Source organism: Sphingomonas sp. SUN019 (assembly GCF_024758705.1).
Classification (GTDB): Bacteria; Pseudomonadota; Alphaproteobacteria; order Sphingomonadales; family Sphingomonadaceae; genus Sphingomonas.
Genome location: NZ_CP096971.1, coordinates 1,213,495 through 1,226,812 on the forward strand (window position 1 = coordinate 1,213,495; position 13,318 = coordinate 1,226,812).

Consider the following 13,318-nt stretch of genomic DNA (forward strand, 5'->3'; position numbering starts at 1 on the left):
TTCAGACGCCCATTGCGGCGCGCGGGTTCCCTTCCTTGCCGCCCCAAGTCGCGACAAAATCAGTCAAAGCGGAATCGTCGGCTGGAATGTCGATCATCAGCGTGACCAGCTGATCGCCGCGACCGCCGCCCTTCTTGTGGAAACCCCTGCCCTTCAACCGCAGCGTCTTGCCCGATGTCGCGCCCTTCGGCACGTTCAGCATCACCGGTTTCTCGACCGTCGGCACCTTCACCGGTCCGCCCGTGACGGCTTCCGCCAGATTGATCGGCAGGTCGATCCGCACGTCGTCGCCGTCGCGCGTGAAGTAACGGTGCGGCTGGATTTCGATCGTCACGATCGCGTCGCCAGCGCCGCCCGGCCCTTGGTCGCCCTTGCCGCCGAGCCGCATCTGCGTCCCGTCCTCGACGCCCGCGGGCAGTTTCAGGTCGATCGTCTTGCCGTCCGACAGCGTGATTCGCTGCGGGCTGAGCGCCGCGGCATCGATGAACGGCACACGCAGCTTGTACGCAACGTTCGCGCCCTTCGCCGGGGGCTGGCGACGGCCGAAACCACTGGCGAAACCGCCCCCACCCGCGGCGCGACCGCCGAACAGCCCTTCGAAGATATCCGACACGTCGGGGCTTTCCGCACCGTTGCCGAAATCGAACTGTTGTCCGCGAAAGCCGCCCGCCCCCGGCCGCGCCCCGCCCTGAAACCCGCCGCCGAATGGCGACGCCGGATTGCCGTCGCCATCGATCTCGCCGCGATCGAAGCGCGCGCGCTTATCCTTGTCGTTCAGCAGATCGTACGCATTGGTGACGTTGCTGAACCGTTCCGACGCCTTCGGGTTGTCCTTGTTGCGATCGGGATGCAGCTCCTTGGCGAGCTTGCGATACGCCTTCTTGATGTCGGCCTCGGACGCGCCACGCGCTACGCCTAAGGTCTGATAAGGATCGGCCATCTGGTCCCCGTTGGTGTATTACCTCGCTATGTGGGGCGATCCCGCGAAAAGCGCAATCAAGCAACCAGCTCTTCTTGCGGCGCGACGTCGACGCTGACGTCCATCGACTGCGCGCCAGATCCCAGCACGACGCCATCTACCGGCGCGATCTCGGCATAGTCGCGGCCGACCGCCATCACGACATGGTCGCCCGCCATCCAGATGCCGTTGGTCGGATCGAGCCCGATCCATCCGCGCACCGGCCCGCACCACAACAAGACCCACGCGTGCGTCGCATCCGCCCCCACCAGCCGCGGCTGGCCGGGCGGTGGTATGGTGCGGATGTAGCCCGAGGCATAGGCCGCGGGCAGCCCGGCCGCGCGCAGCCCCGAAATCATGATCTGCGCGAAGTCCTGACACACTCCGCGACGCTGCGCGAAGGCCTCGTGCGGCGGCGTGTCGACCAGCGTCGCGGCGGCGTCGAACTCGAATTCGTCCTGAATCCGCCGCGCCAGCGCGATCCCCGCCTCCAGCGCGGGCCGGCCGGGATCGAGATCGCTCGCGCACCATGCCGCGATATCGCGATCGAGCGGGATCAGCGGCGACGGAAACAGGTAACTCGCCGGTCCCGCCGCCGACAGATCGCGGCTGTCCCGCGCCAGCGCCGCAACCTCACCCAGCGTCGGATCATCCGCCGCAGGCACCGGCACCAGCCGGTCGACCGCCACACGCGCGATACTCTCGATCGTCAGCCGCCGCACCGGTTCGTCGATCACCAGCCGCGTGACGTTCGCCAGCCCCGCCTCGGCGTGCGCAGGCGACAGCCGGCCCGACGGCGTGACCTGCAACTCATACGTCTCCAGCCGCTGTCCCGGCCAGTCGATCGGCTTCAGCCGCAGGTTGCAGCGCGCAAACTTCACCTGCGCGCCGTAATCGAAGCGGGTCACATGGACGATATCGTAGATCACGCCAGCGTAAGGCCCCCGGCCCGAAGCGGCTCCGCGCCCTGCAGGAAGTACCGCCGCGCCACCGCATCGGACACGCGCCCCAGCCGCCGCTCCACATCGTTCAGCGTTTCCACGTCCAGCGTCGTGGCGGTCGCCACCGAAACGCGCGCGGTCAATTGCGTCGCCTCTTCCTGCTGTGGCTCGGCCATGCCGTCATCCTCCAGCACCGGCAACGCCTTCAGATGCTCGCAGATCGCCTCGACCTGAAACGCCAGCGCGCGCGGATTGCCCGGATCGAGCGCCACCAGATCCACCACCGGCACGCGCGCGATTCCGGTCAGATAGCGCTGCCGATAGCTGATCTGGCTGTCCCCCAGGTCAAGCAACGTCGACAGATCGTCGAGCGACGCGCCGGGCAGCCCGAACGCGCGCGTCGCCCGCGTGATCGCCGCCGCGCGCTCGATCCGCCGCCCGAGATCGTGGAACCGCCACGCCGCGGTCCGCCCCATATGCTCGCCCGACAGCCCGGCGATCGCGGCATAGCGGCGCTGCAGCGTGCCGGCGCGATCGAGCATCCCGCGCTGCGTCGGAAACGGCGCGTCGAGCAGGCGGATCATGTCCGCCGACAACCGGTCGCGCGACCCCTCGCCGATTGCCTGCGCATGGCGGTTCATCATCGCGACCGACTGCCACCCGCCATCGACCGCCTCCATCGCGGTGCGCGCGAACTGCGCCAGATCGCTCCGCCGCAACCCCGCAGGCGCCGGCGCGGCGCCCGATGCGACGATAAGCCCGACCAGCTTGCCGACCGTCTCCGGCCCCAGCGCCGCCCCGCCGTCGGCGTCGATCGAATTGCCCAGCATCACGCGGATCGCCGCCAGCAACGCCTCGCCGCGCTCCAGATAGCGCCCCAACCAGAAGAAATTGTCCGCCACCCGGCTCGGCAACGTCCCCGGATTGCGCCGCACATGATGCGAATCGGGCGCGGGCAGCAGCGAGACCGGCACGACCGGTTCCGCGCCGTGAATGCATACATCGGCGGACCAATTGCCCTCCCCCATAACCGCCGCGCGCGGATCGGGATGTTCGCCGATCCGCGCGAAGCCGCCCGGCAGCACGGTCCATTCGCCATCAGGACCGCGCGCCGCGAACACGCGCAGGGTGAACGGCCGCGCGACCAATGCGTCGCCCGCGACGACCGGCATCGTCGACAGCCGGACGATCTCCTGCCCGACATAATCCTGCGGTCGCCGCGCGATATCGGCCAGCAACCTCGCGCGTTGTTCGAGCGACAACTCCGCCCCCGCGACCGAAGCATCCCCCGGCAGCCCCAACGTCGCAGCCCCGAACGCGCTGCCGATCAGCAGGTGGTCGAACTCCTCCACCACCCGCTCGCGCTCACGCTTCCCACCGCACCACCACGTCGCAATGTTCGGCAGATGCAGGTCATCGCCGGTCAGCCGCGTCGCCAGTCCCGGCAGGAACGCGTTCCACGCCGGCGCCTCCAGCACGCCCGCGCCGGGCGCATTGGCCAGCAGGACGTTCCCCTCGGCATAGGCGTCGATCAGCCCCGGCACCCCGATCTGCGAATGTGTGTCGAACGCCAGCGGGTCGAGCAATCGCGGATCGAGCCGCCGCCACAACGCGTCGATCCGCTTCAGCCCGCCGATCGTGCGGACATAGACGCGGTCCTCCAGCGCGGCGAGATCGGCCCCCTCGACCAGCAGCAGCCCGAGATAGCGCGCCAGATGCGCCTGTTCGGCATAGCTCGGGTTGTACCGCCCCGGCGTCAGCAACCCGATCCGCGGATCGCTGCGGCGGCACAGCGCGGCCAGCCCGTCGCGAAACGACGCGAAAAACGGCGCATGGCGCGCCACCGACAGCCGTTCCTGCAATCCGCCCATCGTGCGGTTCACCGCCAGCCGGTTCTCCAGCGCATAGCCCGCCCCCGACGGCGCGCGCAGATGATCCGCCAGCACGCGCCATTCGCCGGTCGGCCCGCGCCCCAGGTCGACCGCGACGAAATGCAGATGCTTGCCCCCCGGCGGCTCCAGCCCGACCAGCGGTCGCAGGAAGAACGGGCTGCCCGTCACCAGCGCAGCGGGGACCAAGCCACGCGATACCAACGTCGCCGGGCCATACAGATCGGCGACGATCGTCTCGAACAATTCCGCGCGCTGGACAATGCCGCGCGCGATCCCGTCCCATTCGTCTGCCGCGATCAGCAGCGGGACGGGCGACAACGGCCACGGCCGCTCATCCGCCTCGCCGATGATGCGGAACCCTGTCCCGATGTCCGCGGCGTGCCGCTGCGCGCGCTCGCGCGCATGGCCCAAATCGTCGCCGACCTCCGCCGACAGCTCCTCGAACATCGCCGTCCACGCGGGGTCGGCATCGGCGCACAGCACGTCGCCGCCGGTCGAATGCGCGCAATAATCGTCGATCCAGCGCCGGGCGTGGGTTGCGGCATCGAAAAGGACCGGCTGCGTCGCCAAGCGCCGACTCCCCTGTCGTGGCGTGCTGCGCGGACCCTAGACATGCGATGCTGGGGTGCAACATGAAACTTCCCGTCATCCCCGCGAAAGCGGGGATCCATCACCGGTGCGTCGGTCCGGGCACGTGGGGGAGATGGGTTCCCGCTTTCGCGGGAATGACGGGTGCTTCACAAATCCGGCAACACCTGATCCGCCACACCCCATCCCGCCAGCGCCCGCCCGTTCGCCCGCTCGATCAGTTCCGCCGCATTCCTTACGCCCCAGCGCGCCGCAGTACCGATGTCGCGCAATTCGCTCCACGACACCGGTGCCGCGACCGGCGCGTTCTCCCGCGCGCGCGCCGAATAGGGCAGGATCGCGGTCGACCCGCGCTGATTGCGCAGCCAGTCGATGAAGATCCGCCCCTTGCGCTTCGCCTTCGACATCGTCGCGACGAACCGCTCGGGCTCGGCTTGCGCTAACGCCTGTGCAAAGCGATCCGCGAAATCCTTCACCGCGGGCCATTTTGCATCCGGCCGCAGCGGCACGACGACGTGCACGCCCTTGCCCCCCGACAGCATCGGAAAGCTCGTCAGCCCCAGTTCGGCCAGCTGGTTCTTCAGATGCTCCGCCGCTTTCTTGGTATCGCCGAAATCCAGCCCCTCATCGGGATCGAGATCGAACACCAGCCGGTCGGGCTGCTCCAGCGTCGCCACCGGCGATCCCCAGCCGTGGAACTCGATTGTCCCCATCTGCACGCACGCAACCAGCCCGTCGGCGCTGTCGACGTACAGATAATCCTCGGTCGACCCGTCCTTCTCGCGGATCGGCACCTTGTGGACGTGCTCGCCGAACGATCCCGCGTCATGTTTCTGGAAAAAGCACTGCTTTCCCCGCCCCTGCGGACAGCGCACCAGGCTGACCGGGCGGTTCGCGGTCCACGGCAACATGATCGCCGCCACCTGTGCGTAGTAGTCGGCCAGATCGCCCTTCGTCGTCTTCCCCTCGGGAAAGATCACGCGGTCGCGGTTGCTGATCTTTACGCTCGTCGCCGGCGCATCGACCGCGACCGGCGTTTCGACCACGACTTCCTCGGCGGGCTTGTCGCCGCGCAGCCCGAGGAAACTCGAATGCCGCAGCACGCCGTCGGGTGTCGTCTCGGCAAAGGCGATTTCGGCGACCAGCTTCGGCGTCACCCATTTCGCCCCCCGCACCGCCACGCGTGGAGCCTCGACGGTCGGCGTCTTCCTCGCCAACCGGTCGAGCTGCCCGCGTAGTTCCTCCATCCGATCGGCGGTAAAGCCCGCCCCGACCTTCCCCGCATAGCGCAGCTTGCCGTCATCGTTCACGCCCAGCAGCAGCGATTTGAACCCGCCCCTTTTCTCCGAGGGCAGCCACCCGACGATCACGAATTCCTGCCGCCGCGTGCATTTGATCTTCAGCCAGTTCTTCGTCCGCTTTCCCGCATAGGCCGCATCGGCGCGCTTCGAGACGACGCCCTCATATCCCTCACGGCACATCGTCTCGAACAATTGCTCGCCCGCGCCGACGATATGCTCGGCAAACTGCAGGCGATCGGAGTCCGGGATCAGCGGACGCAGCCGCTCCTTGCGCTGGACGTTTGGCAGCTTCGTCAGGTCTTCGCCATCGAGGGTCAGCAGGTCGAACGCGAAAAACGTCATGTCCCCCGCGGTCGATATCGCATCCTTCAAGGTCGAGAAATCGGGCCGCCCATCCTTGTACGCGACGATCTCGCCATCGATCAGCGCGGTGGTTACGGGAAGCGCCGCGGCGGCCTTTGCAATGGCGGCGAACTTGTCAGTCCAGTCGAGGCCAGTGCGGGTGAACACCGTTGCCTTGCCACCGTCGATCGCGATTAGCGCGCGATAGCCGTCATACTTCACTTCATGCAGCCACTCCGAACCAGTCGGGACCGCGTCTACGAGGGTGCAGAGTTGAAGAGCGGAAAACGAAGGAACCGCGTCATTCCCGCGAACGCGGGAACCCATCTCCGGCGCGCGCAGCTTTGACTGGGCTCTGACGATGGGCCCCCGCTTGCGCGGGGGTGACGGCTTTTTGGCAGGGCTTTTCGCGCTCGCCCCCTTACCTTCAGCAATCTCCAGCATCGTCCGCCCGGTCGCCACACTCGTCAGCGCCGTCTCCACCAGCACATCCGTACCCCCCGCCGCCGCATCGTCGATCTTCCTGAGCAACCAGTTCTCGCGCGTCTCCTTGCCCCGCGGTTTCAGCCGGATCAGCAACCACTCCCCCTTCATCCGCTCGCCATCCAGCACGAAGTGCAGATGCCCCTTATCCAGATCCTTCGCGCTTTTTCCCGCGATCGGCGACCACGTACCTCGGTCCCACAGCATCACCGTCCCACCGCCGTATTCTTGTGGAGGAATCGTCCCCTCGAACGTCGCATACGAAAGCGGATGATCCTCGGTCCGCACCGCCAGCCGCTTTTCGCCCGGATCGAGGCTCGGCCCGCGCGTGACGGCCCAACTTTTCAGCACGCCGTCCAGTTCCAGCCGCAAATCCCAATGCAGCCGCGTCGCGTCGTGCTTCTGCACCATGAAGGAATTGCCATTCCCCGGCGCGAGCGTGCCCGCTGGTTCGGCGGTCTTCGCGAAATCGCGCTTGGCGTTGTACGCGGCGAGCGGGTCGCGGATAGCCACCTAACCCGCCGTCATCCCCGCAAAAGCGGGGACCCATCGCCAGCAACATGCCAGGCGGAACGTGCTGGAGATGGGTTCCCGCGTTCGCGGGAATGACCGATGTGGTTCACGCACGCTTCTTCGCCGCAGGTTTCTTCGCCGCCACCGCCTTCTTCGCCGCCACCGCCTTCTTCGCCGGAGCCTTCGCCGCAGCTCCCCGCCCGCCCTTCTCCATCGACTTCTTCAGCGCCGCCATCAAATCGACCACGTTCGACCCAGACCGCCCCCCGCCATCATCCTTGTCGTCGATGATCTTCCGGTTCGTCTTCGACTTCCGCTTGCGCTCGATCAGCCCCTTCAGCGCATCGACATAGCGATCGTGGAACTCCGCCGGATCGAACTTCGCGGTCTTCTTCGCGATCAACGCCTCGGCCAGGTCGAGCAATTCGCCGTCGGGCTTCGCATCGGGAATATCGCGGAAATACCCCTGCGCCTTGTGCACCTCGTCGGCGTAGCGCAGCGTCTCCAGCACCATCCCGCGCCCACACGGCTTCAGGCTGACGACATACTCCCGCCCGCGCATCGCGAGCTGCCCCAGCCCCACCTTCTTCGTCCGCTTCAACGCCTCGCGCAGCACGATGAACGCTTCCTCCGCCAGATCGTCGGCGGGAACCACGAAATAGGGCTTTTCGTAATACAGCACGTCGATCTCGTCGGCGTCGACGAACTGCGTCAGCTCCAGCGTCTTCTTCGATTCCAGCTTCACCGCGTCGATCTCATCCTGATCCAGCAGGACATATTCGCCCTTCTCGACCTGATATCCCTTCATGATCTCGTCAGTGTCGATCGGGCCGATGCCGGTCACGACCTTTTCGTAACTGATCGGCTTGCCACTCGGCTCATGAATCTGCCGGAACGATATGCTCGCGCCCGACCGTGTCGCGGAATAGATTTCGACCGGGATCGAGACGAGCGCGAGCCGTATCTGGCCCTGCCAATAAGCGCGTGCAGCCATCGTGCATTGTCCCCGACCGTTACGAAGCCGATTCAATCCCCCGCGCGACGAGTCGTTCCGGCGATCAGAATCCCATCACATCGATGTCGCGCGCGCCGTGGACGATAGCGAGTATCTTCACGACATCGTCGGCCACATCATAAAGGATCGCGTAGGAGCCGTGATTGCACCGCCGCGTAGTAAGTCCGAAGCGGGGAATTGGCGGATAAGCCAACGGGAAATCCATCAGATTTTGGCAAGCGGCGGTCAATTCCTCGATGAAGGTGATCGCACGTTCAGGATTATCCTGCGCGATCCAGTCGCCAATCTCGCGCAGATCATCGGCAACACGTGGCGCAAAGGTCAGCGCGGCCAATTACGATACCGCTCACGGAGCGGCTCGAACACCTCATCCAACGTCAGCCCTTCTCCCCGCGCGATTTCCGCGCGACCCTCATCGACCTTGGCTTCGACCATCGCCAACCAGTCTTCTCGTTCACGAACGAGGCGCAGACCTTCGGAAACAACCGCCTCGCGAGAGGAGTAGCGGCCGGATTCGACCATCTGGTCGATCCCTGCTTCGTCTTCAGGCTTCAGTTTCAGACTTCGGGACATAGCTGCTCCTGCACTGAATATGGCTCCATCGGCACACAGGATCAATCGTGGATACAGGCTGCCGAATTCGATATGGCTTCTGAAATGTTCGAAAATCCCTTCACCCTGTTCGACGACTGGTATGCTGCGGCGCGTGAGAGCGAGCCGAACGACCCCAACGCGATGGCGCTGGCCACCGCTGACGCGGGCGGGCGGCCGTCGGTGCGCATGGTGTTGTTGAAGGGCCACGGCGCGGACGGCTTCGTGTTCTACACCAACCGCGGCAGTCGCAAGGCCGGCGACTTGACGGCGAACGCGCAGGCGGCGCTGCTCTTCCATTGGAAGTCGCTGCGGCGGCAGGTGCGGATCGAGGGCGCGGTGACGCACGTGACCGACGCCGAGAGCGACGCCTATTTCGCCACCCGAAGCCGCGATTCTCAGCTTGGCGCGTGGGCGTCGGACCAGTCGCGGCCGCTCGAGAACCGCGAAACGTTCGAGGCGCGCTTCGCCGAAATGCAGGCGCGCTTCGACGGCGCCGACGTGCCGCGCCCGCCGTTCTGGGGCGGCTATCGCGTTACCCCCGAGCGACTCGAATTCTGGCAGGACCGCGCGCACCGCCTGCACGAACGCCGCGTCTTCACCCGCGACGGCGCTGGCCCGGATGGGGGCTGGACCAAAGGGATGCTCTACCCATGACCCGCGACGAACGCCGCCGGATCATCCCGCTCGCGATGCGCGCCGCGATCGCCAGCGTCGCGATGGCAGTTTTCCTGCTCGGCCTGAAAGCGTTTGCCGCGTGGCATACCGGGTCGGTCGCGATGCTCGGCTCGCTCGCCGACACCGGGCTCGATCTGCTCGCGAGCCTCGTCACGCTGTATGGCGTGAAGCTCGCCGCCGAGCCTGCCGACCACGATCACCGCTTCGGTCACGGCAAGGCGGAGGCGCTGGCGGCGCTGTTTCAGGTCGTGCTCATCACCGTCTCCGCGATCGGCATCGCGTGGCGCGCGATCGAACGCTTCAACAATCCCGCGGTGAACGAGGATGCCAATCTCGGCATCGCCGTGTCGCTGGTCGCGATCGTCGCCACCTTCGCCTTGCTCGCCTATCAACGCAGCATCATCCGTCAGACCGGTTCGGTCGCGATCCTGGCCGACAATGTCCATTACCAGTCCGACGTGCTGCTGAACGTCGCGGTCATCGCGGCGCTGGTGCTGGACCAGATGGTCGGCCTGTCGGGCGCGGATCCGGTGTTCGGCATCGCCATCGCCTTGTGGCTCGTCCTCGGCGCGTTCCGGGCATCGAGCCAGGCGATCGACATGCTGATGGATAAGGAATGGCCGGAGGATCAGCGCGCCGCCTTCCTCGACGTTGCCGCGCGCTCGCCCGGCCTGAAGGGCATCCACGATTTCCGCACGCGTCGCGCCGGCGCACACGATTTCGCGCAATTCCACATGGAGGTCGACCGCAACCTGACCGTCGCCGCGGCGCATGACGTGGTCGAAAACGTCGAACGCCGCCTGCGCGACGTCTTCCCCCGCGTGGAGGTGCTAATCCACCTCGATCCCGAGGGTCATGTCGACACCGACAATCCGCTTGTGGAGGCCGACGTCACGCCGCACTGGTTCGGGAAAAGGCTGTGAGAATCCCCTTCGCGCAGATCGACGCCTTCGCCGACGCGCCGTTCACGGGCAATCCCGCGGCGGTGATGCCGCTCGGGAAATGGCTCGACGACGCCACGCTGCTGGCGATCGCGGAGGAAAACAACCTCGCCGAAACCGCCTTCATTATTCCCGCGAAGGATGACGAAGCCGATTTCGACCTGCGCTGGTTCACCCCCGCCGCCGAGGTGGCGCTGTGCGGCCATGCGACGCTGGCGAGCGGGCATTTCGTGCTGTCGTCGGATACCACGCTCGACAAGGTACGCTTCCGCACGCGGCAGGCGGGCATCCTCGAAGTCGCGCGTGACGGCGCGAGCTATCGGATGGCGCTCCCCGCCTGGGCGCCCGCTCCCAAGCCGCTCGACGGCATCGTCGCCGCGCTCGGCGTCGCCGCGATCGAGACGCTGTGGCATGAAAAGGGCTATGCGCTGGTGATCGTCGCCGGCGAAGCCGCGGTGCTGGCGGCACAACCCGACCAGCGCGCGCTGGCGAACGAAGGCCCGATCGTCGTCATCGTCTCCGCCCGCGGCGAAACAAGCGACATCGTCAGCCGCGTCTTCGTTCCCGCGTTCGGCATCGACGAAGACCCGGTGACAGGGTCCGCGCACGCGGTGATGACGCCCTACTGGGCCGAAAAACTCGGCCGCGACGACTTCACCGCCTTCCAGGCCAGCCCGCGCGGCGGACGGCTGACCTGTCGGCTGGAAGGCGACCGCGTGATCCTCGGCGGCGCGTGCGTCACCTTGATCGAGGGCACGTTCCTGCTGCCGTAGGCCCAGTCACTACAAAGCAATAGCACCACCCCGGCGAACGCCGGGGCCCAGTTGCCAAGTTCAACGTTGGCGCGGGCAAACCTCTCAGGATCGGCGGTTTCGTAACTGGACCCCGGCCTGCGCCGGGGTGGTAGCCAAGAATACTAACGCCGCCGCTTGCCCCTGGTCATCGGATCGGGCTTCTTCGGCGGCGTCCAGCCCGGGGGTGGGGTCAGGCGTTGCTGGCTCGTCCCCAGCCCCATCGCGCCCGGCTCCTGCCGCGTCAGCCCCGCCGGATCGATCGCCGCGGGATCAGCCCCCGACGATCGCGCCAGGCTGATCAGGTCGCGCAGCCGTTTCGCTTCCTCGAAATCCAGCGCCGCCGCAGCGGCCTCCATCGCACGCTGCAGTTCGTCGATCGTCACGCCGCGACCAAGGCCGCTTCGGTTTCCGCAATCCAGCCGCCGCCCAGCACGCGGGTGCCATCGTACAGCACCGCCGCCTGTCCCGGTGCCACACCATATTCGGGCGCGTCGAACACCAACCGCTCGCCGACCATCCGCGCGGGGACAGGCTTCGCCATCGACCGCACCTTCGCGGTCAGCGCGCCGTGCAGCGGCCCCAGCACGTTCATCCGCTCGATCCGCGCCGCGCTGACCGCCAGCGCCGCGCGCGGCCCGACCACGACGCGCTTCGCCGCAGCCTCCAGCCGCACCACGTACAGCGGCTCCGGCACGCCGCCGATCTCCAGCCCGCGCCGCTGCCCCACGGTAAAGTGGATCAACCCGCGATGCTGCCCCAACGTCCGTCCCGCCAGATCGACGATCTCGCCCGCGGTATCCGCCTCGGGCCGCAGTTTCTTCACCAGCCCGGCGTAGTCGCCGTCGGGCACGAAGCAGATGTCCTGGCTGTCGGGCTTCCCCGCCACGCCCAGCCCCAGCTCCCCCGCAATCTCGCGCACCCGCGCCTTCGGCAACGCGCCCAGCGGAAAGCGCAGAAAATCGAGCTGATCGCGAGTCGTCGCGAACAGGAAATAACTCTGGTCCCGCGCCGGGTCCGCCCCGCGGTGCAGTTCGGCCCCGTCCGCCCCCTCGACGCGCTGCACATAATGCCCGGTCGCCAGGCAATCCGCCCCCAGATCCTTCGCCAGCGCGAACAGATCGGTAAACTTCGGCCCCATGTTGCACTGGACGCACGGGATCGGCGTCCTCCCCGCCAAATACTCGTCAGCGAACTTGTCGATCACGGTCTCGCGAAAACTGCTCTCGTGATCGAAGACGTAATGCGCGATCCCCAGCCGGTCGCACACCGCGCGCGCATCGCGGATATCGCGCCCCGCACAGCACGATCCCGCGCGGCCGACCGCTTCGCCGTGATCGTACAGTTGCAACGTCACGCCGATCGTCTCCGCGCCCGTCGCATGCGCCAGCGCCGCGACGACCGAGCTGTCCACCCCGCCCGACATCGCGACGACAATGCGCTTGCCCGCAAGCGATCCGCCCAGCTGAAAATCCGTTACATCCATGATCGCGCTCAGATAGGCGCTCGCGGCTCCTTGCGCAAAGTAACCTCCATGAAGGAAGCGTTTCAGCCGGTTTTACCGGACCTTCAGCACAACCCCCTATCACCCGACTCGAACGACGGTGTTCGCGTGAAGGGTGCGTGTGGATTTAAGCTTTTCCCGGTTCGACAAGGACGTGGCCGTCACCGTCCTGCCGCCCGACCTGGCGGTGCTGATGGTGCATATCGCCGCACGTCAGGCCGCATCGCCGACCGCGCTGGAGCATCATTGCGCCACCCGGCCTGCACTCGAGACGGCGCTGTTCGCGCCAGTCGACGGCGCATTCAACGGCCCGGTCGCGCGGACATTGTTGAAGTGGAAGAACGAATGAAGGGTCTGTTTACCGTGGCCCTTTAGTCGGCGTTGAATCCGCATCGCTACAACGGGCGATATTGGAATTGGAGAGGGGGCCCCCCGCCCCGAACCGAGGTTGAGTATGATCGAGAACCAGAAGATACGTCCCGCCCGCGTCATCGGCCCGCTTGGCGAGCCATTGACGCTCGACAGCCTGCCGCCGTCCGACACCACGCGCTGGGTCGTGCGCCGCAAGGCGGAAGTTGTGGCCGCCGTCAACGGCGGGCTGCTGAGCGTGGACGAGGTGTGCGAACGCTACAATCTGACGGTCGAGGAATTCGCCGGCTGGCAGCGCGCGATCGACCGTTCCGGGATGCCCGGCCTGCGCGTGACCCGCATCCAGCACTACAAGACGCTGTACGAACGCCAACAGAAATACTGATTGAGGTTACGGACACGGAACAAACT

14 protein-coding genes are annotated in these 13,318 nt (G+C 66.6%); 5 read left to right on the top strand and 9 right to left on the bottom strand.

Going from position 1 to position 13,318, the window contains the following annotated elements; genetic code table 11:
* Position 1: 1 nt before the first annotated feature.
* The 7 genes from M0208_RS05905 to M0208_RS05935 form a co-directional block, all read right to left on the bottom strand.
* A complete protein-coding gene (locus tag M0208_RS05905; RefSeq protein WP_258890797.1) occupies positions 2 to 940 on the bottom strand; it encodes a DnaJ C-terminal domain-containing protein in 939 nt (312 codons plus the stop codon).
* A 56-nt stretch (positions 941 to 996) separates the two neighbouring features.
* A complete protein-coding gene (locus M0208_RS05910; RefSeq protein ID WP_258890798.1) occupies positions 997 to 1,887 on the bottom strand; it encodes a transglutaminase family protein in 891 nt (296 codons plus the stop codon).
* The gene (locus M0208_RS05915; protein WP_258890799.1) at positions 1,884 to 4,361 is read right to left on the bottom strand and encodes a circularly permuted type 2 ATP-grasp protein; all 2,478 of its coding nucleotides are present in this window, start codon (positions 4,359 to 4,361) and stop codon (positions 1,884 to 1,886) included. Before M0208_RS05915 ends, M0208_RS05910 begins: the two co-directional genes overlap by 4 nt.
* Before the next feature lie 167 nt (positions 4,362 to 4,528).
* Positions 4,529 to 7,018 (bottom strand): DNA ligase D, encoded by a 2,490-nt coding sequence (ligD, locus tag M0208_RS05920; RefSeq protein ID WP_258890800.1) that lies wholly within the window; start codon positions 7,016 to 7,018, stop codon positions 4,529 to 4,531.
* Between the two features lie 106 nt (positions 7,019 to 7,124).
* The gene (locus tag M0208_RS05925) at positions 7,125 to 8,012 is read right to left on the bottom strand and encodes a Ku protein (protein ID WP_258890801.1); all 888 of its coding nucleotides are present in this window, start codon (positions 8,010 to 8,012) and stop codon (positions 7,125 to 7,127) included.
* Positions 8,013 to 8,076: 64 nt separating this feature from the next.
* Positions 8,077 to 8,367, bottom strand: a complete 291-nt coding sequence (locus M0208_RS05930) for a type II toxin-antitoxin system RelE/ParE family toxin (protein WP_258890802.1) — start codon at positions 8,365 to 8,367, stop codon at positions 8,077 to 8,079.
* Positions 8,355 to 8,606, bottom strand: coding sequence for a type II toxin-antitoxin system ParD family antitoxin (locus M0208_RS05935; RefSeq protein ID WP_258890803.1), 252 nt, complete (start codon positions 8,604 to 8,606; stop codon positions 8,355 to 8,357). Before M0208_RS05935 ends, M0208_RS05930 begins: the two co-directional genes overlap by 13 nt.
* Positions 8,607 to 8,690: 84 nt before the next feature.
* Between M0208_RS05935 and pdxH the strand changes: the two genes are divergently transcribed.
* Genes pdxH through M0208_RS05950 form a run of 3 tightly spaced genes read left to right on the top strand, consistent with a single transcriptional unit; the run spans position 8,691 to position 11,016 of the window.
* Positions 8,691 to 9,281, top strand: a complete 591-nt coding sequence (pdxH, locus tag M0208_RS05940; protein WP_258890804.1) for a pyridoxamine 5'-phosphate oxidase — start codon at positions 8,691 to 8,693, stop codon at positions 9,279 to 9,281.
* Positions 9,278 to 10,225, top strand: a complete 948-nt coding sequence (locus M0208_RS05945) for a cation diffusion facilitator family transporter (protein WP_258890805.1) — start codon at positions 9,278 to 9,280, stop codon at positions 10,223 to 10,225. The genes pdxH and M0208_RS05945 overlap by 4 nt, the downstream gene beginning before the upstream one ends.
* Positions 10,222 to 11,016, top strand: a complete 795-nt coding sequence (locus tag M0208_RS05950) for a PhzF family phenazine biosynthesis protein (RefSeq protein ID WP_258890806.1) — start codon at positions 10,222 to 10,224, stop codon at positions 11,014 to 11,016. The genes M0208_RS05945 and M0208_RS05950 overlap by 4 nt, the downstream gene beginning before the upstream one ends.
* Positions 11,017 to 11,159: 143 nt before the next feature.
* On the opposite strand, the gene M0208_RS05955 is transcribed toward M0208_RS05950, so the two are convergent.
* On the bottom strand, positions 11,160 to 11,420 hold the full coding sequence (locus tag M0208_RS05955) for a UvrB/UvrC motif-containing protein (RefSeq protein WP_258890807.1): 261 nt from the start codon (positions 11,418 to 11,420) through the stop codon (positions 11,160 to 11,162).
* Positions 11,417 to 12,520: a tRNA 2-thiouridine(34) synthase MnmA gene (mnmA, locus tag M0208_RS05960; protein ID WP_258890808.1), complete on the bottom strand. Its 1,104-nt coding sequence runs from the start codon at positions 12,518 to 12,520 to the stop codon at positions 11,417 to 11,419. The genes M0208_RS05955 and mnmA overlap by 4 nt, the downstream gene beginning before the upstream one ends.
* Positions 12,521 to 12,692: 172 nt before the next feature.
* Between mnmA and M0208_RS05965 the strand changes: the two genes are divergently transcribed.
* Together M0208_RS05965 and M0208_RS05970 are read left to right on the top strand one after the other, a co-directional pair.
* Positions 12,693 to 12,887: a hypothetical protein gene (locus tag M0208_RS05965; RefSeq protein WP_258890809.1), complete on the top strand. Its 195-nt coding sequence runs from the start codon at positions 12,693 to 12,695 to the stop codon at positions 12,885 to 12,887.
* Between the two features lie 105 nt (positions 12,888 to 12,992).
* A complete protein-coding gene (locus M0208_RS05970) occupies positions 12,993 to 13,292 on the top strand; it encodes a DUF1153 domain-containing protein (RefSeq protein ID WP_258890810.1) in 300 nt (99 codons plus the stop codon).
* Positions 13,293 to 13,318: the final 26 nt, after the last annotated feature.